This window comes from Pseudomonas sp. 30_B (assembly GCF_017491605.1).
In the GTDB taxonomy this organism is placed as follows: Bacteria; Pseudomonadota; Gammaproteobacteria; order Pseudomonadales; family Pseudomonadaceae; genus Pseudomonas.
This window is the reverse complement of sequence record NZ_JAFGYY010000002.1, coordinates 311,332-336,563: the sequence shown is the minus strand read 5'-3', so window position 1 is coordinate 336,563 and position 25,232 is coordinate 311,332. Positions and strand designations below refer to the sequence as shown.

Sequence of the window (25,232 nt, the reverse complement as noted above, 5' to 3'; positions counted from 1 at the left end):
TGCTGGTGTTCGGCGCCATCGAGCAACTGTCCAAGGCGGAGTTCGAGCGGGCGCTGTCGATCAACCTGACCGGCACCTTCCTCGGCATCCACAGCGTGGCGCCGATCATGCGCGAACAAGGCCGTGGTTCGATCGTCAACATTTCCTCGGTGGACGGGCTGCGGGGCGTCAATGCCCTGGCCGCCTACGTGTCGAGCAAATGGGGCGTGCGCGGCCTGACCAAGGTCGCGGCGCTGGAGCTCGGCCCGCACGGCGTACGGGTCAACTCGGTGCATCCGGGCGGCGTCGACACCCTGATGTCCAACCCCTCCCGCGCCTCCCGCGACGAGCTGGCCGGGGCGTACCGCACAGTGCCGCAGCAACGCATCGGCGCGCCGGAGGAGATCGCCCGCGCCACGCTGTTCCTCGCCAGCGACGAAGCCAGCTACTGCAACGGTAGCGAACTGTCGGTGGATGGCGGCGTGGCCGCCGGCGCCTACTACCCCGGCCTGCCGGGCTCGCCGATCTAGCCCGCAGCGGGCGGCCCGCTCCGGGCTGCCCGCACGGTTTCTCGCCAGCGACCGCTGGCGGCTCGGCACGCATCCCCGGCCAGCCAGGCCGACCTCCCGAATCCCCACGACAGTCCGTAAAACAGGCAAAAAAAACCCGGCCGAAGCCGGGTGAAGGAAGGGGGCGGCACAAGCCCCACACTCGAGAGCAACTCGACAAAGCCATTCAATCGGGGAAGCGCACCCGCACCTCGCGGCTGCCGGCGCGACCCTGGCAGGCCAGGGTCCAGCCTTCGGCGATCTCGGCGGCGCTGAGCACGTCGTTGCGCGGCAGCAGCACCTCGCCCTGCTCCACCTTGCACATGCAGGCGCCGCAGAAGCCTTCCTCGCAGGAGGCCGGCGGCGCAAGGCCGGCGCGGCGGCAACTTTCCAGCAGGGTCTCGCCGGCGATGCAGGGCACCTGGTGCTCCTCGCCGTCCAGCGCCACCACCAGGCTTTCCGCACCGGATTCGGCGGCGGCACTGCGGGCCTCTTCGCTCGCGGCTTCCAGCGCGTCCGGGTCGGGCGGCGAAACGAAGCGCTCGACATGGATATGCGCGGAATCGACGCCTTCGCGCAGCAGCGTGCTTTCCACGGTATCCATGAACGGGCCGGGACCGCAGATGAAGCATTCGGCCTCTTCCCAGCCGCGCAGCAGGTGGCGCACATCGCTGGCGGCAAGGAAGCCCTGCAGGTTGTCCAGCACGTGGATCACCTGCAGGCGCTCGCCGTGCTCGGAGACCAGGCGGCGCAGCGCGTCGCAGAAGATCACCGAGTCGGTGTCGCGGTTGGCGTACACCAGGCGGATGCGGCAGTCGCGATGGGCCAGCGCCTCACGCAGGATGGAGAACACCGGGGTGATCCCCGATCCGCCGCCGAACAGCAGCAGGTCGCGCGTCGGCTCGCCGAGGTGGAAGTGGCCAGCGGGCGGCAGCACCTCCAGCTCGTCGCCCGGACGCACGCGCTCGTTCATCCAGTTCGACACCCGGCCACCGGCCACGCGCTTGACCGTCACCCGCAGCGTTTCGTCCAGCCCGGGCGTGCTGGACATGGAGTAGCAGCGCGTCAGGGTCTTGCCGTCGAGCGCCACGCGAAAGCTGAGGAACTGCCCGGCGCGGTACTTGAAGCGTCCGGCCAGCTCCGCCGGCACGCGCAGCACCAGCGAGCGCGCGTCGGCGGTTTCCTCGATGACGTCGGCCACTTCCAGGCGGTAGGTGCCGGCGGCGGTTGGCTCCGCTTGCGGCGCCAGGGTCTGCGCACTGCCCATCGTCACGCTCCGTCAGACGCCGCTGATCAGTTGGGCGTTGTCCACGCGCAGCTCGGCGCCGCTGATGAAGCGCGACTCGTCCGAAGCCAGGAACAGCACCACGTTGGCAATGTCCTTCGGCGCGCACATGCGGTTCATCGGGTCGGCATCGAGCGCTTCCTGGGGAATCGGCTGGCCGCCGGCCAGGGCCTGGGTCATGGGGGTGTTGACGCCATCCGGGTGCACGCTGTTGCAGCGGATGCGGTAGCCCTGCTGCTTGCAGTGCACGGCGATGGAACGGGTCATGGCCGCCACGGCGCCCTTGGACGCGGAGTAGGCGCAGAACGCCGCCATGCCGCCCAGGGCTGCCACGGAGGACATGTTGACGATGGAGCCGCCGCCGGTTTCCTTCATCGCTTCGATGGCGTACTTGCAGCCGAGGAAGTAGCCGTCGCCGTTGATGGTCTGCACCTTGCGCCACAGCTCCAGGCTGGTGTCCTCGATGCTGGCCACGGCCAGGATGGCGGCGTTGTTGACCAGCACGTCGAGACGGCCGAAGCGCTCCACGGTGGTCTTGATCACGTGCTTCCAGTCGCTTTCGCTGGCGATGTCGTGGCGGATGAACAACGCGTCGCCACCGATCTCGGCGGCCACGGCACGGCCGGCCTCTTCGTTGAGGTCGGTGATCACCACGCGGGCGCCTTCGGCGGCCAGCAGCAGGGCGTCCTCGCGGCCGATGCCGCTGGCCGCGCCAGTCACGATGCAGACTTTGCCTTGTACTCGATTCATGCTTGTTGTCCTTCAGGCGGTTTCAGGGATGGAGGCCTGCACGCGGGCCGCCATATGGGCGGCGGCGCGACGGCCGGAATACACGCAGTCGGCGATGGAGAGGCCGGATACGTAAAGATTGGAGGCGACACCCACGGCGTTGCGACCGGCGCTGTAGAGCCCCGGAATCGGCGCGCCGGCGTCGTCCAGCACGCGGCCGCTGCGTTCGCAGACGCGCAGCCCGCCCAGGGTGATGGCCGGGCACGGGTAGAGCTTGCTGTCCACCGACAGGTCCAGGGCGTACCAGGGGCCATCGTCCAGGTCGGCGAGCATCGCCGGCGACTTGCCGAAGGCATCGGTGTGTTCGCCCCGGGCGGCGCGGCTGTATTCCTCGAGGGTGTGCTTGAGGTTCTCGGCCGGCACGCCGATGGCATGGGCCAGGGCGGCGGGCGTATCGCCACGGCGACGGTTGAACAGCAGGTTGAGCAGCACCGGCAGGCGCTGGAACGACCAGACCTTGCCCGGTCCCACCTGGCGCAGGGATTCCTTGAGCAGCGCGCGGTCGAGGATCAGGATGGCGCGGCCGCCCTGCTCTTCCACCATGGCATGGCCGAGGGTGGCGCCGTAGACCTCTTCGTTGCAGTAGCGCTCGCCGCGGGCGTTGACGATCACCCCACGGGCCCAGGCCAGCGGCGGATTGATGAAGCGCCAGGCGCTGACCTTCTCCAGCCGTTGCGTTGCGGCGCCCACGCCAAGCCCCAGGCGGATGCCGCTGCCGTCGCAGCCCGGCGTGCCCAGGGGCAGAGCGGGGAGATAGTGCGGAGCATGTTCGGCGAGCATGTCGCGGTTGAAGACGAAGCCGCCGGCGCTGAGCAGCACGCCCTTGCGCGCATGGATCAGGATCGGCTCGGCGTGTTGCAGCTCGATACGTCGCAGCGCGGCGATCAGGCGTTCGGCCAGCGGCGGCGCGTAGGGATGCACGGCGGTGGCCACGCGGCCGAGCCAGGCATGCCGGCGCGCAGCCAGGCTGCCCGGCGGCAGGCGCCAGGCTTCGACACCGACCACGGCGCCGCTGGCATCCTGCACCAGCCGGCGCACCTGGCACTGGCTGTAGAGCTGCACGCCGTTCGCCTTCGCGGAAGTCCGCAAAGCGGAGAACAGCGCCGCACCGGACATTCCGGCACCCTTGGTACGGTGCCCGCGCGGAGCCGGGCGGGCCAGGCTGGCATAGGCCGGCACCGACTCGTTGCCCGAGTAGTAGAGGTAGTAGCGGTCGCTGGGATAGGACGTCTTGTGCGGCGGCACGCTGGCTTCGAAGCGCGCACCCTGGCGTTCCAGCCAGGCCAGCTGTTCGACGCTGTGATCGCAGAAATCGCGCAGGGTCTCGGCCTTCACGGCATCGCCGACTTCACCGCGCAGGTAGCTGAACATGGCTTGCGCGTCGTCGTTATAACCGGCACGGGCCTGGTACGGCGTACCGCCGCCGGCATAGACCACCCCGCCGCTGCGCGCCGTGGCACCGCCGCCAGTGAAGCGATCCAGGGCCAGCACTTCCAGGCCGCGTTCGCGGGCCTCCAGGGCGGCGCAGGCACCAGCGCCGCCGAAGCCGACCACCAGCAGGTCGGTCTGCGCGTGCCAGTTCGGCTGCGCGCCTTCGGCCAGGCGCAGCGGCGCAATCGGCCCGATGCCGCTCATGGCTCTCAACCCGCAGCTGCCACGTTCACCGGCTGCACGGCGACAGCGGTGGTGTAGGTGCCGTTGATGTAGATCAGCGGAGTGATGCGCGGGTTGTTGCGGATCTCGCGGATGCGTCCGATGAAGATGGTGTGGGTGCCATAGGCGAACTTGCCGTCCTGCTCGCAGATCACGCTGGACTGGGCATCGGCCAGGTACGGCACGCCGCACTCGGCGCTGCGCCAGTCACCGCTGGCGAAGCGGCCCTCGCCCTTTACCGGGCCGCTGCACAGGTGCGACAGGTGCTCCTGCTCCTGGCCGAGGATGTTCACGCAGAAGTCCGCGCCGGCATCCAGCACGCGGTGCAGGGAGGCGGTCTTGTTCACGCAGATCAGCAGCGACGGCGGCTCGGTGGACAGCGAATCAACGGCAGTGGCGGACATGGCGAAACGCTCGCTGCCATCGCTGGTGGTGATGATGGTCACCGACTTGGCCAGCCGGCGCATCGCCTGGATCATGTCGGCTTTCAGAGTGTCTTGGCTCATCGCACGGGCCTCATTGGGGTTTGTTGTTGTGCGATGAATTCTGTGACCGGGCCAAGGGCGCAACATCGTCCGAGGGGACTAGTCGCCCCGGCGCTCCGAAGCCGGGGCGGCATATGGTCCGTTTGTAGGATGTCGAGCCAGTTGCGCGTTGTTCAAATGCCAGCGAAGGCCCCCTGCGTAGCTGCGCGGTGGCCAAGCGCAGGCCCTGCGGGGCGACCACAGGAGAACAACAAGATGCTCGACCAGGAACTGATCCGCCAGCGCCTCCGCCAGCGCGCCCGTGAGCTGGTACCGGTGCTGCGCGAACGCGCCGCCGACGCCGCGCGCCAGGGCCAGCTGCCGGAGGAAACCATCCGTGACTTCCACGAAGCCGGCTTCTTCCGCATCCTCCAGCCGGCGCGCTGGGAAGGCTACGAGCTGGAGCCCAAGGACTTCTTCGAAGTGCAGATGACCCTCGCCGAGGGCTGCATGTCGTCCGCCTGGGTCCTGGGCGTGGTGGCCATCCACAACTGGCAGCTGGCCCTGTTCGACGACCGCGCCGCGCAGGACGTCTGGGGCAAGGACTCCAGCGTGCTGATCTCCTCTTCCTATATGCCGGTGGGCAAGGTCACCCCGGTGGAAGGCGGCTTCCGCCTGTCCGGTCGCTGGGGCTTCTCCAGCGGCAGCAAGCACTGCGAGTGGGCCTTCCTCGGCGCCATGGTGCCGCCGAGCGAACCGGGCGGCGCGCCGGACTACCGCACCTTCCTGGTACCGCGCAGCGACTACCAGATCGTCGACAACTGGAACGTGATGGGCCTGGAAGCCACCGGCTCCCACGACGTGCTGGTCGAAGATGCCTTCGTCCCGGACTACCGCACCCACCGCGCCCTCGACGGCTTCATGCAGAACAGCCCGGGCAACGCGGTGAACACCGCCCCGCTGTTCCGCCTGCCGTTCGGGCAGATCTTTGTGCGTGCGGTGTCCTCTTCCGCTATCGGCGCGCTGCAGGGCGCGGTGAACCTGTTCGTCGAGCACAACCGTGCCCGCGTCGGCGTCAACGACGGCCGCAAGATGGGTCAGGACCCGGGCGCCCAGCAGGCGCTGGCGGACGCCATGGTGGTGGCCGACGAGTGCCGCACCGTGCTGCTGCGCAACTTCGAACTGATGATGCAGCGCGCCCGCGACGGCGAGCCGCTGACCATGCCCGAGCGGGTGAAGATGCGCTACGACTCGGCCCTGGTGGCGGACAAGTGCGCCCGCGCGGCCGGCGCGCTGATGTTCAACAGCGGCGCCTCCACCATCTTCCGCGAGCACCCGATCAACCGCACCTTCCGCGACATCCACACCGGTCGCGCGCACGTCGCCAACAGCCCGGCCAAGTACGCCTGGAACCTGGGCGGCGTGAGCATGGGCATGGACTCCACCGACTTCTTCCTCTGACCCACACACAAGAACTATCCGGCGTTTCGGCGTAGTCCATTCGGGCGATTCCGAGGCGCCGGCGAACACAGAACATGGCCCACGAGGCTGAACCCGTTGGCCGCCCATACTAACAAGGGACGCATCCCATGAAATTCTCTCTGATCTATGAAGCCCAGACCCTGGACAGCACCCGTGAAGGCGACCGTCGCGTCTTCGACGACACCGTCGAACAGGCCGTGCTGGCCGACAAGCTTGGCTTCGACACTTTCTGGTGCGTGGAGCACACCGCACTGACCAACTATTCCCACATGTCCGCCCCGGAGACCATGCTGGCCTTCGTCGCGGGCAAGACCGAGCGCATCGGCATCGGCCACGGCGTGGTCTGCCTGCCGCCGGCGATGAACCACCCGGTGAAGGTCGCCGAGCGCATCGCCACCCTCGACCTGCTGTCCAAGGGCCGCGTGCACTTCGGCGTCGGCAAGGGCGGCACCCAGCAGGAAGCCGGCACCTTCGGCTACGACCTGGCCACCCTGCAGCCGCAGATCGACGAAGCCATGTACCTCATCCCGAAGATGTTCGTGCAGGACGAGATCGAGCATAACGGCGAATACGTGAAGATCCCCAAGCGCCCGATCCATCCCAAGCCCTACCAGGATCCGCACCCGCCGATGTACCTGGCCTGCACCAACACCGAGTCGCTGAAGAATGCCGGCGGCCGTGGCATGGGTGCCCTGGTGCTGGGCTTCGGCGGCCCGGAAGAGATCGCCAAGAAAGTGGCCGTGTACCACGAGGCCTGGGACAACCGTGACGAAGCCAACCAGGTCGGCTTCCGCCCCAACCGCCACATCGCCGCGCTGTGCCCGGCCATCGTCCTCGACGACAACGAGAAAGCCCGCGCCATCGGCATCCGTGGCCAGCGCTACTTCATGGAATCCCTGGCGTACTGGTACGCCGGCGGCGAGCGCCCGGACCCGGCCAAGTGGCAGGACGACACCTTCGTCGACGGCAACGGCCAGGCGGTGATCCGCTCGCGCTTCGCCTCCGAGGAAGTCGCCGTGGACTTCTCCGACCCGACCATGGCGATGATGAACCCCAACCACGCCTACGGCACCGTGAACGACTGCATCGGCTACGTGCAGCGCCTGATCGACGCCGGCGCCGATGAAATCCTCTTCATCTGCCAGATGGGCACCGTGCCGCAGTGGGCGCAGCTGGAAACGCTGAAGAACATCGGCGAGAAGGTCATCCCCTACTTCCGCGACAAGGCCAGGACCGCCTGAGTCGAGGTTCCGACCCGCTCCTGGCGGGTCGGACAGGGCAAGCACGGGGCGGCGCCGGTTTCGGGCCGCCCCGTTTTCGTTTGGCGTTTCAACGCATGGCGTCAATCAGCCCACGGAACTCCTGCTCCGAGAAGCCGCGCAGGGTCTGGGTGCGGATGTTGCCCAGCGACGCCACCTTGAGCAGCAGCGTGGTGGCGACATCCTCCGCGCCTTCCACGATCAGCACCATGTCGTAGCCGCCCGTCGTCCAGTAGGCGGCCTTGACCGAGATACCGAGCTGCTCGGCCATTGCCCGGAAGGCCGTGTAGCGATCGGGCGAGTCCTTGACGTTGCGGATGCCCTGGTCGGTGAAATTCACCAGGGAAATGAAGGTAGCCATGGTTCAGCTCCTGTCGGATGCATCGGCGACGATCGATGGCGCGGAAGCCACTGCACCGGAAGAAGACCGCCACCCTTCCCGACGTGCATGCACGCGGCATCCCTGCACCGCGAGCCACGTCGACCAGCACGCATCCGACGACCTCCACAGAACAGGCTTAGCAGCCCCCGCGCGCCCCGGCACGACCGCTGATCCGCTACCCCGCCGGGCGGCATGCCGAACGTACACCTATACTTTCCAGCCCACGGCCCGCCCTTCGGCTCGCGCGGCCTGTCCAGACACCCCAATCCCATACGGAGAACGGAAATGTCCCTACGAATAGGCGATGAAGCCCCCGACTTCACCGCAGACAGCACCGAAGGCACCCTGAACTTCCACCAGTGGATCGGCGATCACTGGGCGATCCTGTTTTCCCACCCGAAGGACTTCACCCCGGTCTGCACCACCGAGCTGGGCTACGTGGCCCGCCTGAAACCGGAATTCGACAAGCGCAACACCAAGGTGGTTGGCCTGAGCATCGACCCGGTCAGCGACCACCACGCCTGGGTCGGCGACATCGCCGAAACCCAGGGCCACGCGGTGAACTTCCCGCTCATCGGCGACGACGACCTGAAGGTGGCCAAGCTCTACGACATGATCCACCCCAACGCCAGCGGCGGCCCGCGCACGGCGGTGGACAACGCGACCGTGCGCTCGGTGTTCCTGATCGGCCCGGACAAGAAGATCAAGGCCACCCTGACCTACCCGATGAGCGCCGGGCGCAACTTCGACGAGATCCTCCGCCTGCTCGATGCCATCCAGCTCAACGCCAAGCACACGGTGGCGACGCCAGTGAACTGGAAGCCGGGCGACGACGTGATCATCCCAACCTCGGTGTCCAACGAGGATGCCCAAAAGAAATACCCGCAGGGCTTCAAGACCCTCAAGCCGTACCTGCGCGTGGTCGCCCAGCCCAAGTAACGCTCCACCCTCCTCCCCGGCAGCGGGGAGGAAGGTCCCAGTAGCCGGCTAGTCCGCACAGACGATGGCGCCGGCCGACACCCCATGCATGGTTGCAGCTCTTCGCCCGAATGGGTCCTGTCGTAAACGAGGAGCTTTGCCATGCAGAAGGTCATCTACCTGGTTTGGCGTGACAGCCGCGCCGATGCCGAGGACTTCATCCAGCAGTTGCGCACCGGGTTGGCGCCGCGCCTGGCCCAGTTGGGCGCACGCCATCTGCAGCTCAACCTGGATGATGCCGACGTGCGTCCGGCCGATGGCCTGCGCCAGGAGCAGGCCGGCCCGCTGCCGCACGCGGTGGTGAGCTTCTGGGTCGACAGTGCCGTGGGCGAATTCCGCCGCCCGTACGAGGAGGCGCTGCAGGCCGCCTGCGCGCGGATCGCCGGCTACCTGGTCTGCGAATCGGTGCCGATCCCCAACACCCGCTTCCCCGCCCAGGCCGGCCAGCGCACCCACGGTTTCTCCCAGCTGGCCTTCCTGCAGCTGCCGCCGCGCCTGACCCACGCCGCCTGGCTGGACATCTGGCAGAACCACCACATGCGGGTCGCCATCGACACCCAGGACAACTTCCTCTACGTGCAGAACCTCGTGGTGCAGGTGCTCACCCCTGGCGCCACGCCGCTCGCCGCTATCGTCGAGGAATGCTTCCCGCCGGCCGCGATGACCGACCCCATGGCCTTCTTCGACGCGCCGGGCGACGAGGCGAAGTTCCAGGACAACCTCGCGGTGATGATGGACAGCTGCCAGCGCTTCATCGACTTCGACCAGCTGGGCGTCGTGCTCACCAGCCAATACCCGCTGTGACCGGGAACGAACCGCCCTTGCGGAGCTGAACCGCCCTGCCCGCGCGGGCCTGCCATACTCAACGGCATGACCCGCGCGACCTTTCGCTTCTACGAGGAGCTCAACGATTTCCTGCCCGCCGACCGCCGCCGACGCGAGTTCGCTTGCGCCTGCCCGGACGGCGCGACGGTCAAGCACATGATCGAAGCCCTGGGCATCCCTCACACCGAGGTGGAGCTGATCCTACTCGACGGCGAGTCGGTGGACTTCGACCGCGCCATCCTCGATGGCGACCGCCTGGCGGTCTATCCCATGTTCGAACGCCTGGACATCAGCCCGCTGCTGCGGGTGCGCGCCAGCCCCCTGCGGGTGCTGCGCTTCGTCGCCGACGCCCACCTGGGCGGCCTCGCGGCGCTCCTGCGCATGAGCGGTTTCGACACCCTCTACGAGAACGCCTTCGACGACAGCGAGATCGCGCAGATCAGCGCACACGAAGGCCGCATCGTGCTCACCCGCGACCGCGAGCTGCTCAAGCGCAGCATCATCAGCCACGGCTGCTACCTGCACGCCCTCAAGCCACGGGAGCAACTGGCGGAGCTCTTCGAACGCCTGGACCTGGCCCGCAGCGCCCGGCCCTTCAGCCGCTGCCTGCGCTGCAACCACCCGCTGCGCGAACTGCCGGCGGAACAGGCGCGCTCGCGGGTACCGCCGAGGGTGGCCGAGCGACAGGCGCTGTTCCTCTCCTGCGACCATTGCGACCAGGTGTTCTGGGAAGGCTCCCACTGGCGGAGCATGCGGGCGTTGCTGGAGCCGTTGCTGCGCACCGGTAACGTCTAAGCAGGCGCACCGGCGCACTTCAATGCAGACAGGTTCCGCGGGCAGCTTCGCGACGGCGATCTGCCCTGGGCATCAATCAGGAACTGGGAACTGGAGTTGGCGCTGCGTGCTTGCGCTCTGGCTGTTCACCATGCAGTACAGCGCGCCGGCGAGTACCAGGCCGACGATCCAACTGATGTCCGCCCCCAGCCAATCCGCTACGAAGCCGGTGTAGAACGACAGCTTCATGAACGGCAGCGTGCCGATGATCGAGGTGGCGTACACCGCCAGCGTTTTTCGATTGAAGCGTCCATACAGACCGTTGGCGTCGTACAACTCGCCCACATCGTAGTGACCGCGACACACCCAGTAGTAGTCAGCCAGGTTGATCGCGCTCCAGGGGATCAGCAGATAGAGCTGGCCAATCAGGATGTCGGCGAAGAAGGTGTCAAACCGATACTGGGTGGCGATGGCGATCAGGGTTGCGGCGATGCTCAGCACCGCCATCACCAGGGCCTTTGCCGATGCCGTGACCTGTCGCAGCTCGCCAAAGGCTCCGAAGATCGTCACCGACGACATGTAGGCGCTGTACAGGCACAGCACGTTGTACTGGATCACCCCGAGCGCGATCACGCCCAGCGCCAGCGGTGCCCAGGGGCCGAACAGCGTGGCAATCGAGGTTGCCGGGTCATGCCCGAGCGCAGCCGGGACCAGGACGGCCATCAGGGCACCCAGCGCCATCATGGCGAAGGAGCCGAGCGCGCAGCCGCAGTAGGTCGTCCAGAACGTGGCGCGCGTACTGACATTGGCCGGCAGGTAGCGCGAGTAGTCCGCCACGTAGGGGCCATAACCCAGCGTCCAGGACGCCGCCTGGGCGACAACCAGGTTGAAGGCCGTCAGCGAAAAGCCCGCGCCGGCTACCGTTGTCGGTGCCGCATTGCCGGGCAGCAGCAGGATCAGGACCAGCGCGCAGGCAAATACGATCGTTGACGCCAGGCTCATCCACGCCCCCAGGCGGTGGATCAGCTCATAGCCCACGAACCCGATGACGAAGGTCAGAATGCCCACCATCACGATGGCCTGGTCATCGGTGACAGGCACCAGCGCCTTCAGGGCATCGCGCATCAGCACGCCACTGGCGGCCAGGAACAGCACCGCCGCGATGACCATCACCAGCAAGGGAATCGCGGCGCCATGCACACCGAATTGCGCGCGGCTCTGGATCATCTGCGGAACGCCCAGGTGAGGCCCCTGGGCGGAATGCGCGGCCATGAAGATGGTGCCGACGAGATTGCCAATCAGCAGGCCGAGCAATGTCCAGGCGAAGCTCAAGCCCGAGGCGATACCCAAGGTACCGACCATCAGGGCCGTTACCTGGAAATTGGAGCTGAACCAGATAGTGAACAACCGTCTGGGCGTGCCATAGCGCTCAGCGTGAGGGACAAACTCGATACTTCGCTTTTCAAGCTTCACGACCGCCTCCTGATTAATCCTCCGATTATCAGTGGCTTGTGGAGGGCCGTTCGGCTTGGCTACGAACATCTCGTAGCTACCAGCGACCCAGGCGATCGGCGGTGCGTCTACCCTGCGGCTATCTGTTCAGGGGTGGGTTCTGCCGGGCGCGAGTGGCCCAGCAGGTGAAGAGCTGCCTCGAAGCCCCGCCTACCCAACGGGGCTTTTCGTTCTAGTCGTTCACCGGCAGGACTGCACTACCGCCCTCAGTTTCTTCTCATGCCCGATTCACTGTAGCGCGCTGGCGCCTTGCCGCTATCGAATCGCCCAAGCCGCCCAGCGCATCCGACCCTTGCCTCTACGCTCGCCCCAGCTCCTCGCGCATGCGCTTGACCTCGCGGTGCAGTTCGCGCTGCTGGAAAGCATCGCGCAACTGGTTGCGCAGGTCGTCCGGGGCCCAGGGATCGGTGACGAAGCGATGGATCACGCCCTCGTTCACCGCCTTGAGGATGCCTCCCACCTCGGCGGCACCGCAGAGGGCCATGCGAATCGCCTCCGGGTGGATCACCTTGATCCGCCGCAGGAAATCCACCCCGTCCTGGTCAGTCAGGGAAAGGCCGGCCAGTACCACATCCACCGGGTGGGTCACCATGAGCTTGAATGCCGCTTCACTGGAGTCAGCGCTGAGTACCCGGTAGTTCTCCAGGCGCAACGCTTGCCGGAGCACGTCAAAGGTGCCGGCGTCACCATCGGCTACCAGCAGGTAACGGTCGCCGCCGTCGAGGATGTTCACCGGCAGGGGCAGCGCCGGGTCGTCCTGGAGGAACTGCAGGCAGGCCAAGGGTGGTAGCGGCGGGGAATAGTAGTAGCCCTGCATCTCGTCGCAACCGGCGGCACGCAGAAAACCCAGTTGCTCCACACTCTCCACCCCTTCGGCGATGACCTTGATGCCGAGGTTGTGGCCCATGGAGATCATTGAGCGTGTCAGGGAGGCGCTGTCGGGCTCGGTGAGAACACCGTCGACGAAGCTGCGGTCGATCTTCAACTGGCTGAAGGGGAAATGCTTGAGGTAGCCGAGGGACGAATACCCGGTGCCGAAGTCGTCGATGGAGAAGTGGATGCCCTCGGCGCTGAGCGCGCGCATTTTCAGGAGGACATCGTCAGCGTTGGTCATCAGGATGCTCTCGGTCAGCTCGATCTTGATCCAGTGAGGCGGGATGTGGTGGAGCTCGAGAAGGCCCAGCACGCGCTCGACGAAATCGGCCTCGGCGAAGCTGATGGCGGAGAGGTTGACCGCCATGGTCAGTCCCTGATTGAACGCGTCACGCCAGGTGCACAGTTGCCGGCAGGCCATATCGAGCACGTAGAAGTCGATGGCGACTATCCAGCCGGTTTCCTCGGCGAGGGGAATGAACTCGTCCGGGCTGACCATCCTGCCGTTGCGGTTCCAGCGTACCAGTGCTTCGAATCCGCACAGGCGCCCGCTCTGCAGGTCCATCTGCGGCTGGTAGACCACCATGAACTCCTGGTTCTGCAGACCCAGGCGGGTTTCCTGCTCCATGGACAAGCGCTTCTGCACCTGCTCGTTCATCTCCGGCATGAAGGCACAGATGCGGTTACGCCCCTGGTGCTTGGCCTGGTACATCGCCGTGTCGGCGTTGCGCAGCAGCGTGACGGCGTCGCGGCCATCGCTGGGATAGCAGCAGAAACCGATGCTGCAGCTGACCGCCACTTCCTGCTCGTCCAGCATCATGGGCGCCGCGATACTCTGCTTGAGTCGCTCGAGCAGGGTCACCTGCTCGCTCAGTTGGTCGATCTCCACCAGGAGGACGATGAATTCGTCGCCGCCCAGACGCGCCACGGTATCGATCTCCCGGGCACTCTCCCGCAGGCGGTTGGCGATCTGGACCAGCAACTGGTCGCCGGCGTTGTGGCCGAGGCTGTCGTTGACCACCTTGAAGCGATCGATGTCCATGAAGGCCAGCGTGAAGCGGCTATGGTTACGCGCGGCCAGGGCAATGGCCTGGTTGATGCGGTCGTTGAGCAGGTTGCGGTTGGGCAGGCCGGTGAGGCTGTCGTAGTTGGCCTGGTGCTCCAGTTCGTCCTGGTAGCGTTTGCTTTCGGTAACGTCGTGGAGAATTCCGACAAAGTGGCTGACCTTGCCGCGGTCGTTCACCACCGGCGACACCTTGAGGTCGTTCCAGAAGGCAGAGCCGTCCTTGCGGAAATTGCGCAGCAGCGCACCGCCCTCCTCCTGGGCTGCCAGGAGCCGGCGGATACTGTCCAGGCTCGGCTGAGCCCGGTCCTCGCCCTGGAGGAGACGGCAGTTGCGCCCCAGCACCTCGTCGGCCGCGTAGCCGGTGATGCGCTCGAAGGCAGGGTTGACGTAGACGATGGGCTGGTCAGGCTGTTCGTTATCGGTGATCACCACTGCGTTGACACTGGCCTCCACGGCTCGTGTCAGGGTCCGCATCTCCAGATCGCGATTGCGTTGCTCGGTGATGTCCTGAAACACCACGATCGCGCCCTGGATGACCTCGCTCCTGTCGAAGAAGGGCACAGCCGAGTTGAGGATGGTCTTTTGCCCGCCCTTGAAGGTCTGGATGTCGATGACTTCGTTGCGCGACACCTGGCCCTGGCGCACTGCGCGAATCGCCGACCAGTTTTCCGCCGTCACGGGCTCGCCGCTGTCGGCCCACCAGCCGCGGTATTGTTCGTAGCCCTCCGCGGCGATGGAAAGCGGCCCGCCCCAGATCAGGCTGCTTTCCGGATTGCTCATGACCAGCCGCCCCTGCTGGTCGGTCACCAGGACCCCTACTGGCAGGCTGTCCAGCACCCTGCGCAGCAGCGCTTCGCTCTGTGCCAGCGCCTCGGTGCGCTGTTCTACCAGCTGTTCCATGCTCTCGAACAGACGCACCCGGCCCAGGGCCATGGCCAGTTGGCGACCAATGGATGCCAGGGCATGCAGGGCCTCCTCGGGCCAGGCCCGGGCATCGCGCTGTACCACGTTGAGCATGCCGATGATCTCTCCGGCCAGGACCAACGGGATGCTGGCGTGCACCGGCTTGCCGGGGAGCGCGACAAGAGCCGGGCAGCCCTCGAAGTTGCTCGGCTGGACCAGGCCATCGCTGACCCAGGCATGCCGGCACGGACAGTCGCTGGCGCATCGGGCGACGACATCCGGGTCATAGCCCTTCCCGCGCGTGCGCAAGCCCGCCAGGCGCACCGCATTGTCCGACTCGCGCGCATCGGTCATCAGCAGCCACGCGCCGCCAGCGTCGGGGAATTCGAGGATGCGCCGCAGTGCGGCATCGATCACGTGCTGTTCGTCGCGGGCGTCGGTCAGGCCGCTGGTGAAGTGGAAAAGGCAGTTGAGCAGCGAGTTGCTGCGCGCCAGCTCGTCATGCTTGAGCTGCAGTTCGTGGTTCAGCCGCACACCCTGCTCGTAGGTGGAAATCAGCAGGTCGAGGATCTGCTGGCGGCCGGCGGTGATGAAGTGGCGCTCCCCTTCCAGCACCACCTCCACGCCCATCTGCACCCGTTCGTGGGTGCGCAGCTCCAGATTCACCAGGAAGTAGCGAATGCGCGACATCAGGTACTTCTCGTCGAATGGCTTGACGATGAAGTTGTCGGCGCCCGAGGCCAATCCGTGCACCACGTCGCGGGCATCGGCCAGGGAAGTGACGAGAATGACCGGGATATTCTGGGTCTGGGCCACCCCCTTGACCCGCCGGCACAACTCGTAGCCGTCCATCTCCGGCATCACGATGTCGCTGATGATAATGGTCGGCCGGCGCACGGCAATCATACTCAGCGCCTCGACGCCGTTGCGTGCAAGACTCACCTTGCATCCGACCGATTCGAGCATGTACTGCAGCTCGGTGGCCTGCGTCGGGCTGTCTTCCACCACCAGGATTTCGGCATCCGTGTACATGGTGTCCATCCCCTTCATTCCCTCTTGGCCGCCAGGTGTTCGGCGATCCGGTTGAGCAATGTCGACATTCCGTCCGGCGTCAGCACCTGCCGGGCTGCGTCCAGGCCTATGGCCGCCTGGGGCATGGAATCAATCATGGCGCTGGACGGCTCCTGCACCAGCGTCAGCGCGCCGCGCTGGCGCATCGCCGCCAAGCCTTCCGCGCCATCGCGGCCCATTCCCGAGAGCTGGATGCCGATGGCATGGGCGCCGAAGTGCCGGGCGACGGAGCGGAACAGGAAGTTGGCCGAGGGCCGCACCAGTTCCTCCGGCGGCCCGCCATCCAGGGCCACCCGGCAGTTGCCGGTGACCCCCAGATGGCAGCCGTCGGGCGCGAGGTAGAGCCGGCCCGGCTCCAGCGCAGAGCCGTCCTCGGCGATCAGCACGGGCAGATGGGTGAGGGTCGCCAGCCAGTCTCGAAAGCTTGGCAGGAAGCCCGTGGCGATGTGCTGCACCAGCACCAGCGGCCAGGGTTGAGGCGGCTGCAGGCGCTCCAGCAGACTCTTGAGCGCGGCGGGCCCGCCCGCCGAGGCGGCGATGGCCACCAGCTGTGGCGGTGTCCGTAAGCTCTGCGCCACCAGTTCCGCGAGCGTCTGCTGGCGCGCGAGGTCGACATTGACCTTGCGCGGGCGCCGCACGATCCTCACCTGGGCCATGCTGCGCAGGGTGCGCACTATCTCGCTGACCCGTTCGTTGAAATCATCGGCATCCGGGCCCCTGGGCTTGTCCAGCACCGCCAGGGCGCCGGCCTCCAGGGCGCGCATGGCGGTGGCCGAGGCATAGGCGTTGGCACTGGCGGTGATCACCACCACCGGCAGCGCATAGCGCTCGAGAATGTGTTCGGTGGTTTCGTAGCCGTCCATGCCGGGCATGTGCACGTCCATGGTGATGATGTCGGGCGTGAAGCTCAGCAGCACCTTGAGCGCTTCCTCCCCGGTTGCGGCCTCCTTCACCAGGAACCCCTCAGCCTCGAAAATTGCGCGCAGCAGCAGGCGGGCAACCGGCGAATCATCCACTATCAGTATGCGCATGGCCCTGCCTCTCCCTGGCACCGATCCCTTGATCGGCGCCCCCTTCAGATCAACCGACGGATGGCGTCCAGCAGGCTGTCCTGCTCGAAGCCACTCTTCACCAGGTAAGCATTGGCGCCGGCCTCCAGGCCGCGGGCACGGTCCTCGGCCGCACTCCTCGCCGTCACCAGCACCACCGGCAGGCCGGACAGTTCACGGTCCGCACGAATACGGCTGGTCAGCGTGAAACCGTCCAGCCGGGGCATTTCCACATCCGAGACCAGCAAGTCGAACTGCCCTTGCTTCAGTGCGTTCCAGGCATCCAGCCCGTCGTTGGCGGTCGTCACCTGGAAACCCGCACCTTCGAGAATCGCCTTGAGCAGGCCCCGCGAGGTGAAGGAGTCCTCGGCTATCAGCAAGCGCTGGCGCGTGCTGTCGGGGCGCGTCGTGTGCTGTTGGGCGAAGCTCGAACCCTGGGTTTCCAGGGCGCTGCGGTAAAGGTCCCCCGGATGCAGGATCGGCACCAACTGGCCGTCTCCCAGCACCGTGGCGCCGAGCAGGTTGCGCACCCGTATGAGCTGGCGGCCGAGGCCCTTGACGATGATCTCCTGGTCCCCCAGCAACTCCTCCACCAGCAGCACGAATCGCTCGCCACGCACTTTCAGCAACAACAGGGTGAGGTCACCCTCCCCCGGGTCGAGATGGCCAAGCCCGAGCACCTCAGCCAGGGTCCAGAGCGGCAGCACTTCGCCGTCTACCGTGACCGTGGGGCGGTTCTCCAGATTCTTCATGGCGCTCGCCGGCAGCCGCAGACAACGCTCCACCGCCAGTGCCGGCACGGCGAAGACCCGAACGGCGTCGCGCACGATCACCGCCCGGAAGGTGGACAGGCTGAGGGGCAGGTGCAAGTGGAAGCAGGTGCCCTTGCCCGCCTGGGAGTCCACCTCGATGCGCCCTCCCAGGCGCTCCACGGTTTCCTGCACGATGGCCATGCCCAGGCCGCGGCCGGAAAGGTCGGTGATGATCTGGCTGGTGGACAGGCCCGAAACGAAGATCAGCTTGCCGGCCTCGGCGTCCGACAGTACCTCGGCCTGCTCCGGGCTGAGCAGGCCACGGGATACCGCGCTGTCCCTGAGCCGCGCCAGATCGATGCCGCCGCCGTCATCGCTGACCCGCAGTTCGAAGCGGTCAGCCGACTCCTGAATCAGCTCCAGTTGCAGGCGGCCCGCCGGCGACTTGCCCATGCGGCTACGCACATCGGGCTGCTCCAGGCCATGGTCGATGGCGTTTCGCAGCAGGTGAGTGAGCAGGATGCGCAGTTCGTCGAGAATGCGCTTGTCCACCTGCAAGCTGGAGCCCTTCACCTCGAAGTCGACACGCTTGCCGGCCTGGCCGGCAAGGTCCTGGACCATGGCCGGCAAGCCTTCCACCAGGGCGCTGCCCGAAAGCAGCAACACCCGCTGCAGCTCGTCGTCGAGGCTGCCGGACAGCTGTTCCAGACCTTGTGCCAGATGAGTGCCGGTCTTCGCCAGGCGGCTGGCATTGAAGTGCAGGCGGTCCAGTTGCAGCAGGCTCCAGTCCAGGTAGTCGAGCACGCCTCTGAGGGCGTCGGCGGTGGCTGACGGCAGCTCGTCCAGCCCGTCGCGCAACTGCCGCAGCACACCACCGCCAAGCAGACGCTTGGTGCGCTGCGGCTCGAAGGCGGCCACGTGCGCCTGCAGGCTGAGCGCGTGGGCCTGAGCCTCCAGCTTGTACTGCAACAGCGTCTCGCTCTGGAACAGCAGCGCATCCAGGCGCTGGGCCGATACCCGCACGGTCGCCGGGTCCGTCAGCGGCGACTCCACGGCCTTCTGCAAGGCCTCCGGCAGGTCGATGGGGTTGCCAAGGGCAGCGGCTTCCAGGCACTCGATCAGGTGCTTCTGGTCATACTCTTCCACGGTCTGGCCGTCGTGCAGCCGTCGTACCGTCTTGAGTGTGCTGCGGCACAGTTCGATGCGCTCCGGCGTAAGCTCCAGACGGCCGTGGCGTACCGCGGCCAGCAGACTTTCCCAGGCATGGCAGATCTGCTCGATCTCTCCGGCCCCGACGGCCCGGGCGGCGCCCTTGAGGCTATGCACCTCGCGAAACAGCGACTCCACCGAATCCGTTGACGTCGTGCCCTCGCGCCAGCCGGCAAGACAATCGCCGAGCACACCGAGGCGCTCCTGCGCCTCACTGCGGAAACTGGCCAGCAGGCGCTGTCTGAGGGCTTCCCGATCCAGACTCATGGCGACCTCACAACTTGAACTGGCCGGCCAGCCCCTTGAGTTTCAGGCCCAGCTGGTGCAGGTTGCGCGCCGCCATGTCGACCTGGCGGGTGCCGCCGACGTTGTCCTGGCTGGCCTGGCGGATGTTCTCCATCGCCGTGCCGATCTGGTCCATGCCGATCATCTGCTGCTGGCTGGTGACCGCGATCTGCACGGCCATCTCGCTGGATTCCTCGATGCTGCTGCTCAGCGAGCGGATCGTCTCGCCGCTGACCTGGGCGCGCTCATAACCGCTCTCCACCGATTTGCTGCCCTCCTCCGCCTGCATGACCGCCCGGGTCATGGCCTTCTGGATGTCGCCGAGGATGCTGCGTACCTGTGCCGTGGCCTGCTTGGACTGTTCGGCCAGGGTCTTCACCTCCTGCGCCACCACCGAGAAGCCCTTGCCGGCCTCGCCCGCCTTCACCGCCTCGATCGAGGCGTTGACCCCGAGCAGGTTGGACTGCTCGGCCAGGTCGTTCACCGAGGCGACGATCTCACCGATAGTCTGGCTCTGCTCGCCCAGGCGCATCACGCTCTCGGCTACCGCCTGCATCTGCGCGCGGATCTGACTCATCCCCTTGAGGGTTTCTTCCACCGACTGGCGCCCGACCTGGGCCACCTGGCGGGTGCGCTCGGCACTTTCGGTGACCGCCTGGGATTTTGTGCCGGAGAGAACCGCGGTCTGCTTCACCTCTTCCACCGTGGTCGCGATCTCGCTGATGGCGGTGGCGGTCTCCTGGGTGCCCGACGCCACCTGGGTGGTGACGGCAAGGATTTCTTCGCTGGCGGTGGCCAGCACTGAAATTCCTTCGTTCAACTCCTGCACGAGATCGCGCAAGTAACGGCTCATGTTGTCGAAGGCCATGGTCAGGCGGCCCACCTCGTCCTGGCGGGCAGAGCTGGGAATGTCCCGGGGGATTTCGCCACGACCGATCTGCTCGGCCCAGCTGGTCAGGCGCCACAGAGGTTGCGCGATATGACGGCTGAGCAACCAGGCCAGCACCCCGCTGACCAGCACCAGGACCAGGCTGCAGTAGAAGATCCGTTCCCGCAGGGCTTGCAGGATGCTCGCCGATTGCTCCATGCCCGCGTGGATGCGCTTGTCGGTATGGGCTACCAGTTGCTGACCGAGGTCGTAGATCTTTTCCAGTTTCTGGTGCTGCGCCCCGCTCATCACGTTACGCGCTTCATCCAGGCGTCCACTGGCGATGAGCGGAATCAGTTCGTTGTCGCGCGTACGCACGTAGTCGGCGCGCAGGACCTTCATCTGATCCAGCAGGTCGAAGGTCACCTGGTCATCCACCGCCTCTGCGCGCAGACGATCGAGCACTTCGTCGTTGGCGGCGGTATAGCGCTGCACGCTGTCGTCACGCTTCTCCAGCGAACCGTCGTGCAGCGCCTGCTGGAGTTCCGCCCTCTGCAAGGTGAGATTCAGCAGCAGTTCCTTCACGTCGGAGATCCGCACATAGCGCCGTTTGAACTGCGCGGCCTCCGTTGCCTGAAGGTCGGAGAAGCTTTCCAGCGTGAAGAACAGCAGCGAGCCGAACGCCAGGATCAGGGCGGCGAAGGCCAGCAGCAGCTTGCTGCCGATGCGCAGGTTCATGACATTGCCCAGCATGGTCCTTTCTCCTTGTGCCTAATCGGTTGCATTGATGCGCAGGCCGGAATCTCCAAGCAGGCGCGCACCGTCCAACACCGTCCATTGATCCGGGGTGACCCCCAGCAAGTAGTTCGCCCTAATGCCGGACAGGTTCGCCAGGCCAGGCTGCAGGCTGTCGCGCTGGATGCGCGTGATGCCGTGCACCCGGTCGATCAGCAGGCCGAACTCCATTTCCGGCCCGCGCAGTACCGCCAGGTAGTTCCTGTCGGAAATGCCTTGCATGGGCAATTCGAAGAACACCCGCAGGTCCAGCACCGAGACGATGTGCCCGCGCACGTTGACTATCCCCAGGACAAAGGCGGGCGTGCCCGGCAACGGAGTGAACTGCGCCAGTGGCATTACCGCCGAAACATGCCTGGCCTCTACCGCGTAGATCTCCTGGCCGAGACTGAAGCGGAGCACTTCCAGCCAGGCGTCCGCCTGTTCCGGTTCGGCGCTGCGCGCCCAGTCGCGGCTACGCGCCGCCAGCCGCTCTTCCCGCTCCTCAGGGCTGATGGCGAAACCGCTTTCGATGCGCCGCTCGAACTCCGCCAGACGCTCGTGGATTTCCGCCCAATCGCCTTTGCTGGTCTCGCCCGTCACGACCGCGCCTCCATCAGTTGCTCACAGAGCCGCAGCAATTGCGCGCAGCTCAAGCCCTCTCCTTCAGGCACTGCCGCGTCGGGGGGCTGGCGGCCGAGCAGATCACGGCAGTTGCGCAAGGCCTTCTCGCTGGCGGCCAACTGGCCGCGCCCGCGCAGCAGCCGGGCCAGGTGGAAGTGGCCGAGGATGAATTCGGGCTCCAGGTACAACACTTTCTGCAGCGCCACCAGGGCGGCTCGCTCGTCCCCCCTCTGCTGCGCCAGCATGGCTTCCAGCCAGTAAGCGGTGGCCGAGGTGGGGTTCAGCGCCAGGGCACGCCGCACCCAGGACTCCGCTTCGTCGTCACGCAACTGGTCCGCCCAGCTGCGAGCCATCAGCAGACAAGCCTGGTGCTTGTGCACCTGAGTCAGTCCGGGGCTGGCCAGGTAGTTCAGCAGGGCCTGTCGGCCTTGCGGATAGTGGCCGTGCTGCAGCGCCTGCGTGGCCTGCTGCCAGAACAGGTCGCGGGAGCGCTCGACGGGACTTTCCGCTGGAGCCGGCGCCGGCTCGGGTGTCTTCGACCGCGACGGGAGCTGCGGCTGCCACTGGAAGGACCGAACTACCGGCGGTGGTGACGCCGCGACGGGAGGGGGCGGCAGGCGGCTTCCGGGCCCCAATGCAAAGTTGCTGCCAGCCCAGAAGCCCGAGAAACCGGCATGGGTGGCCAGCCCCGCGTCCACCGCGCTCAGCAGCAGCAGGCCGTCGCCGCGCAGGCATTTCAGCAGGCGGCGCAGGACGCCAGCCGATTGCTCCGGGGAGAAATACATCAACACATTGCGGCAGAGGATCAGGTCAAACCCGGCCAGCCCCTTGCTGGCGTCGGGTAGAGAGCCTTGCACCAGATTGTGCGTGAAAAAGCGGATGCGCCCGCGCCACTGCGGCCTTACCCGCCAGTGCCGGCCTTCTGGCTGGAAATACTGGTGGCGAAAGTCGTCATCATTATTGCGACGGAAGGCATTCTGACCATAGCAACCCTGCTCCGCGCGCTGCAGGAAGGCCTGGTTCAAGTCGCTGGCAAACAGCTCGATCGACCAGCTGGCGCGTTCCGTGCCTAACAGGCCGTCGAGCAGGAACAGCAGGCCGTAGGCTTCCTCTCCTGTACAGCAGGCCGAGCTCCAGATACGCAGGTGCCGGCAGCCCTGGTCGCGACGCTGCGCGATCAGGGGCGGCAGGTGCTGGCGGGCCAGCCAGTCGAAGGCCTCGGCATCCCGGCGGAAATAGGTCTCCCCCACTGTGAATACGGGCGTCAGCGCCTGCACCCGGGGCTCGTCCCACTCGGCGAAGGCCAACGCCTCCAGCCACTCCGCTAGGTCCGCATGGCCCTGATCCAGAGCCAGCAGTCTGAGACGGCGCAGCAGCTCGTCGCTCCGTGCACCGGAGAAATCCAGCCCCAGGTGCTGGTGGACCTTATGCTGCAGCACCTCCAGTACCCGTGCCGAGCAGACAGGCTCAACCACGTCCATTGGCGCCTCGTGCGAGCATCAGGGCCTCTGCCAGGCACTCTTCGTCCGCGTCGGAGAGTACCTGCTCCACATCCTGGATCAGCAACAGTCCTTCGGCAGTGCGGACTACACCTTTGAGGAGCGCCGAGGGCACCTGCGGATGGGGGGCTGGGGAAAAGTCTTCAGCGGCGCAACTGGCGGCAGCTTCCACGGCCTCCACCGGCACCAGCAGCTCGCGCTGCCGCGTCTTCAGCCAGAGAAAGGGCTGCCACAGAGCCGGAGGGGCCGACGGCCAGGCGAAGCGCCGGGCCAGGTCCACCACAGGCAACACCTGCCCGCGCACGTTGACCAGCCCGAACACCGTATCCGGAGCGCCGGGGAGCGGCGTCCACAGCAAAGCGGGGAGCACACGGACCACCGAGTCCAGGCTCACCGCCAGGTGCCGCCCCGCCAGCCGGAATGGCAGCACGAAACATCTATCCATAGAAAGACCCTGCTGCCGCTAGCTCTTATGGTGAAAGGTAGCTTAGTGCCAGCTTCCGTCCAGAAGGAGGTTCAGGATACTTAGATGATTTCGAACTCGAGCGGTCCCCGAGATGTTGAGGTCGATAGCGAAATGGCGCCCGAAGCTGGCGGGCGTGATTGCCTCCAGGCTTTCCGGCGACCCAATGCCAAGGCCCGGCGCTTGCTGCGCCGGGCCTTTATTCCGTCCGGGGGACGATTTCCAGGCGGCGCACCCGCGCGCCGCCTGGCCATTCGACGTCAACCGGCGAGGAACTCCCGGCGCTGGGCCTCGTCCTGCTCGGCTTGGCGCTCCAGGCCGATGAAGCGCATCACCCGCTCGCCGCATTCGCCATTGCGGATGCGTGCCGGTGCGGCATCGACCTGCACCTGGCCGTGCTCCATGAAGAGCACCCGGTCGGAGATCGACATGGCGAAGTCCATCTCGTGGGTGACGATCACCATGGTCATGCCTTCCTTCGCCAGGTCGCGGATCACGTTGAGCACATCGCCCACCAGCTCCGGGTCCAGCGCCGAGGTCGGCTCGTCGAACAGCATGATCGCCGGCGCCATGGCCAGCGCACGGGCGATGGCCACGCGCTGTTGCTGGCCGCCGGAGAGCTGGTGCGGGTACTTGTGCGCATGGGCCAGCAGGCCGACCTTGTCCAGCAGCGCCAGGGCCTTCTGCTCGCAGATGTCGCGGCCGGCGAGGCCGTGGAAGCGCGGCGCCAGGGTGACGTTGTCGAGGATGGTCCGGTGCGGGAACAGGTTGAAGTTCTGGAACACCATGCCGATGTGCTGCACGCCCTCGCGCAGGCGCGCCGGGTTCGGCTTGCCGGCTTCGATGTAGGGCTTGCCGAAGAGCGCGGTGGTGCCGCCGTCGATGCCTTCCAGGCCGTTGACGGTGCGAATCAACGAGGTCTTGCCGGAGCCGGACGGGCCGATGATCGAAACCACTTCGCCGTTGCCCACGCTCAGGTCGACGCCCTTGAGTACCTCGTGCTTGCCATAGCTCTTGCGGATGCCCTTGAGCTGCAGCGCCGGCGGCGCACCGGCCGGAGCGGCCTCGCGGCCGGCCACCGGGGTTGCCGGGAGGTTCTTGCGCAGGCGTTCCAGTTGTTCGCCGGCCAGGGTTTCCGGCTTGCGGGCGTTGAGGTCCAGGCGGTGCTCCAGGTACTGCAGGCCCCAGCCGAACAGGGTGACGATCAGCACGTAGTAGATGGCGACCGCCGACAGGGTTTCCATCACCAGGAAGTTCTGCGCATAGAGGCGCTCGCCGACCTGCAGCAGTTCGGTGAGGGAGATCACCGAGACCAGCGAGGTCAGCTTGACCACGGTGACGTACTCATTGATCAGCGTCGGCAGCGAGATACGGAACGCCTGCGGAATGACGATCAGGCGCTGGATGCCGATGCCGCCCATGGCCAGGGCGCGACCGGCTTCCTTCTGGCCCTTGGCCACGGAGATCAGGCCGCCGCGATGGATCTCGGCCATGTACGCCGCCTCGGTCAGCACCAGGGCGAGCAGGCCGGAAATGAACGGATCGGACAGCAGCGCGCCGCTGGCCGGGAAGAGTTGCGGCAGGTTGTAGACGAACACCACCAGCACCAGCAGCGGCACGCTGCGGAAGAACCAGATGTACAGCGCCGTCGGCACACGCAGCCAGCGCGAGCCCGAGAGCTTGGCACAGGCGAGGAGGAAGCCCAGGACCATGCCGATCAGCCAGGTCAGGGCGCTCAGTTCGATCACCGTGACGCAGGCCTTCCAGAAATCCGGCAAGGAGAACAGGGAGAAGAAGTAGGACCAGTCGAATTGCATGGAGACCTCGGCGAACGAGGCTGGCGCGAGGCCAGCCCCGTCTTTCATG

General features: G+C 66.4%; 20 protein-coding genes. 6 read left to right on the top strand and 14 right to left on the bottom strand.

The window, feature by feature from the left end:
• Positions 1-509 (top strand): SDR family NAD(P)-dependent oxidoreductase (locus J5M67_RS03735; RefSeq protein ID WP_207883423.1); only part of this gene is annotated, 509 nt, incomplete at its 5' end.
• Positions 510-714: 205 nt separating this feature from the next.
• On the opposite strand, the gene J5M67_RS03730 is transcribed toward J5M67_RS03735, so the two are convergent.
• The 4 genes from J5M67_RS03730 to J5M67_RS03715 are packed head-to-tail and all read right to left on the bottom strand — an operon-like array spanning position 715 to position 4,760.
• A complete protein-coding gene (locus J5M67_RS03730) occupies positions 715-1,794 on the bottom strand; it encodes a ferredoxin--NADP reductase (protein ID WP_207883421.1) in 1,080 nt (359 codons plus the stop codon).
• 12 nt (positions 1,795-1,806) lie between these two features.
• Positions 1,807-2,562, bottom strand: coding sequence for a glucose 1-dehydrogenase (locus tag J5M67_RS03725; protein WP_207883419.1), 756 nt, complete (start codon positions 2,560-2,562; stop codon positions 1,807-1,809).
• A gap of 12 nt (positions 2,563-2,574) precedes the next feature.
• Positions 2,575-4,236, bottom strand: a complete 1,662-nt coding sequence (locus J5M67_RS03720; protein WP_207883417.1) for an FAD-binding protein — start codon at positions 4,234-4,236, stop codon at positions 2,575-2,577.
• Positions 4,237-4,241: 5 nt separating this feature from the next.
• On the bottom strand, positions 4,242-4,760 hold the full coding sequence (locus J5M67_RS03715; protein ID WP_207883415.1) for a flavin reductase family protein: 519 nt from the start codon (positions 4,758-4,760) through the stop codon (positions 4,242-4,244).
• 234 nt (positions 4,761-4,994) lie between these two features.
• On the opposite strand from J5M67_RS03715, the gene J5M67_RS03710 reads away from it, so the two are divergent.
• Positions 4,995-6,179 (top strand): flavin-dependent monooxygenase, encoded by a 1,185-nt coding sequence (locus J5M67_RS03710; protein WP_207883413.1) that lies wholly within the window; start codon positions 4,995-4,997, stop codon positions 6,177-6,179.
• Positions 6,180-6,307: 128 nt separating this feature from the next.
• Entirely contained in the window at positions 6,308-7,441 is a 1,134-nt protein-coding gene (locus J5M67_RS03705; protein ID WP_207883411.1) for an LLM class flavin-dependent oxidoreductase, read from the top strand.
• Between the two features lie 88 nt (positions 7,442-7,529).
• Here J5M67_RS03705 and J5M67_RS03700 read toward each other — a convergent pair whose 3' ends face one another.
• Positions 7,530-7,820, bottom strand: coding sequence for a GYD domain-containing protein (locus tag J5M67_RS03700; RefSeq protein ID WP_207883409.1), 291 nt, complete (start codon positions 7,818-7,820; stop codon positions 7,530-7,532).
• Positions 7,821-8,126: 306 nt separating this feature from the next.
• On the opposite strand from J5M67_RS03700, the gene J5M67_RS03695 reads away from it, so the two are divergent.
• The 3 genes from J5M67_RS03695 (at position 8,127) to J5M67_RS03685 (ending at position 10,439) form a co-directional block, all read left to right on the top strand.
• Positions 8,127-8,780: a peroxiredoxin gene (locus tag J5M67_RS03695; protein WP_207883406.1), complete on the top strand. Its 654-nt coding sequence runs from the start codon at positions 8,127-8,129 to the stop codon at positions 8,778-8,780.
• A 141-nt stretch (positions 8,781-8,921) separates the two neighbouring features.
• A complete protein-coding gene (locus J5M67_RS03690) occupies positions 8,922-9,623 on the top strand; it encodes an EthD domain-containing protein (RefSeq protein ID WP_207883404.1) in 702 nt (233 codons plus the stop codon).
• A 66-nt stretch (positions 9,624-9,689) separates the two neighbouring features.
• Positions 9,690-10,439: a Mut7-C ubiquitin/RNAse domain-containing protein gene (locus J5M67_RS03685; RefSeq protein ID WP_207883402.1), complete on the top strand. Its 750-nt coding sequence runs from the start codon at positions 9,690-9,692 to the stop codon at positions 10,437-10,439.
• A gap of 72 nt (positions 10,440-10,511) precedes the next feature.
• Here the strand turns inward: J5M67_RS03685 and J5M67_RS03680 are convergent, their stop codons facing one another.
• From J5M67_RS03680 to J5M67_RS03640, 9 genes are all read right to left on the bottom strand, one after another.
• The gene (locus J5M67_RS03680; protein WP_207883440.1) at positions 10,512-11,891 is read right to left on the bottom strand and encodes a cytosine permease; all 1,380 of its coding nucleotides are present in this window, start codon (positions 11,889-11,891) and stop codon (positions 10,512-10,514) included.
• 337 nt (positions 11,892-12,228) lie between these two features.
• Positions 12,229-15,804, bottom strand: a complete 3,576-nt coding sequence (locus J5M67_RS03675) for an EAL domain-containing protein (RefSeq protein WP_207883400.1) — start codon at positions 15,802-15,804, stop codon at positions 12,229-12,231.
• Between the two features lie 14 nt (positions 15,805-15,818).
• A complete protein-coding gene (locus tag J5M67_RS03670; RefSeq protein ID WP_207883398.1) occupies positions 15,819-16,874 on the bottom strand; it encodes a chemotaxis protein CheB in 1,056 nt (351 codons plus the stop codon).
• Positions 16,875-16,918: 44 nt separating this feature from the next.
• Positions 16,919-19,120 carry a response regulator gene (locus J5M67_RS03665; RefSeq protein WP_207883396.1) on the bottom strand — a complete coding sequence of 734 codons (2,202 nt, stop codon included), beginning with the start codon at positions 19,118-19,120 and terminating at the stop codon, positions 16,919-16,921.
• Positions 19,121-19,127: 7 nt separating this feature from the next.
• A complete protein-coding gene (locus J5M67_RS03660) occupies positions 19,128-20,759 on the bottom strand; it encodes a methyl-accepting chemotaxis protein (RefSeq protein WP_207883394.1) in 1,632 nt (543 codons plus the stop codon).
• 18 nt (positions 20,760-20,777) lie between these two features.
• On the bottom strand, positions 20,778-21,383 hold the full coding sequence (locus J5M67_RS03655) for a chemotaxis protein CheW (RefSeq protein ID WP_207883392.1): 606 nt from the start codon (positions 21,381-21,383) through the stop codon (positions 20,778-20,780).
• Positions 21,380-22,885, bottom strand: coding sequence for a CheR family methyltransferase (locus J5M67_RS03650; protein WP_207883390.1), 1,506 nt, complete (start codon positions 22,883-22,885; stop codon positions 21,380-21,382). The genes J5M67_RS03655 and J5M67_RS03650 overlap by 4 nt, the downstream gene beginning before the upstream one ends.
• On the bottom strand, positions 22,872-23,333 hold the full coding sequence (locus J5M67_RS03645; protein WP_207883388.1) for a chemotaxis protein CheW: 462 nt from the start codon (positions 23,331-23,333) through the stop codon (positions 22,872-22,874). Before J5M67_RS03645 ends, J5M67_RS03650 begins: the two co-directional genes overlap by 14 nt.
• Before the next feature lie 293 nt (positions 23,334-23,626).
• Positions 23,627-25,183: an amino acid ABC transporter permease/ATP-binding protein gene (locus J5M67_RS03640; RefSeq protein WP_207883386.1), complete on the bottom strand. Its 1,557-nt coding sequence runs from the start codon at positions 25,181-25,183 to the stop codon at positions 23,627-23,629.
• Positions 25,184-25,232: the final 49 nt, after the last annotated feature.

What these genes read in the sequence shown, in the direction of transcription:
- J5M67_RS03685 (WP_207883402.1), top strand. Translation starts at nt 9,690, where the DNA reads ATGACCCGCGCGACCTTTCGCTTCTACGAGGAGCTCAACGATTTCCTG.
- J5M67_RS03700 (WP_207883409.1), bottom strand. Translation starts at nt 7,820, where the DNA reads ATGGCTACCTTCATTTCCCTGGTGAATTTCACCGACCAGGGCATCCGC.
- J5M67_RS03665 (WP_207883396.1), bottom strand. Translation starts at nt 19,120, where the DNA reads ATGAGTCTGGATCGGGAAGCCCTCAGACAGCGCCTGCTGGCCAGTTTC.
- J5M67_RS03650 (WP_207883390.1), bottom strand. Translation starts at nt 22,885, where the DNA reads ATGGACGTGGTTGAGCCTGTCTGCTCGGCACGGGTACTGGAGGTGCTG.
- J5M67_RS03675 (WP_207883400.1), bottom strand. Translation starts at nt 15,804, where the DNA reads ATGTACACGGATGCCGAAATCCTGGTGGTGGAAGACAGCCCGACGCAG.
- J5M67_RS03730 (WP_207883421.1), bottom strand. Translation starts at nt 1,794, where the DNA reads ATGGGCAGTGCGCAGACCCTGGCGCCGCAAGCGGAGCCAACCGCCGCC.
- J5M67_RS03670 (WP_207883398.1), bottom strand. Translation starts at nt 16,874, where the DNA reads ATGCGCATACTGATAGTGGATGATTCGCCGGTTGCCCGCCTGCTGCTG.
- J5M67_RS03725 (WP_207883419.1), bottom strand. Translation starts at nt 2,562, where the DNA reads ATGAATCGAGTACAAGGCAAAGTCTGCATCGTGACTGGCGCGGCCAGC.
- J5M67_RS03690 (WP_207883404.1), top strand. Translation starts at nt 8,922, where the DNA reads ATGCAGAAGGTCATCTACCTGGTTTGGCGTGACAGCCGCGCCGATGCC.
- J5M67_RS03710 (WP_207883413.1), top strand. Translation starts at nt 4,995, where the DNA reads ATGCTCGACCAGGAACTGATCCGCCAGCGCCTCCGCCAGCGCGCCCGT.
- J5M67_RS03640 (WP_207883386.1), bottom strand. Translation starts at nt 25,183, where the DNA reads ATGCAATTCGACTGGTCCTACTTCTTCTCCCTGTTCTCCTTGCCGGAT.
- J5M67_RS03695 (WP_207883406.1), top strand. Translation starts at nt 8,127, where the DNA reads ATGTCCCTACGAATAGGCGATGAAGCCCCCGACTTCACCGCAGACAGC.
- J5M67_RS03720 (WP_207883417.1), bottom strand. Translation starts at nt 4,236, where the DNA reads ATGAGCGGCATCGGGCCGATTGCGCCGCTGCGCCTGGCCGAAGGCGCG.
- J5M67_RS03660 (WP_207883394.1), bottom strand. Translation starts at nt 20,759, where the DNA reads ATGCTGGGCAATGTCATGAACCTGCGCATCGGCAGCAAGCTGCTGCTG.
- J5M67_RS03715 (WP_207883415.1), bottom strand. Translation starts at nt 4,760, where the DNA reads ATGAGCCAAGACACTCTGAAAGCCGACATGATCCAGGCGATGCGCCGG.
- J5M67_RS03705 (WP_207883411.1), top strand. Translation starts at nt 6,308, where the DNA reads ATGAAATTCTCTCTGATCTATGAAGCCCAGACCCTGGACAGCACCCGT.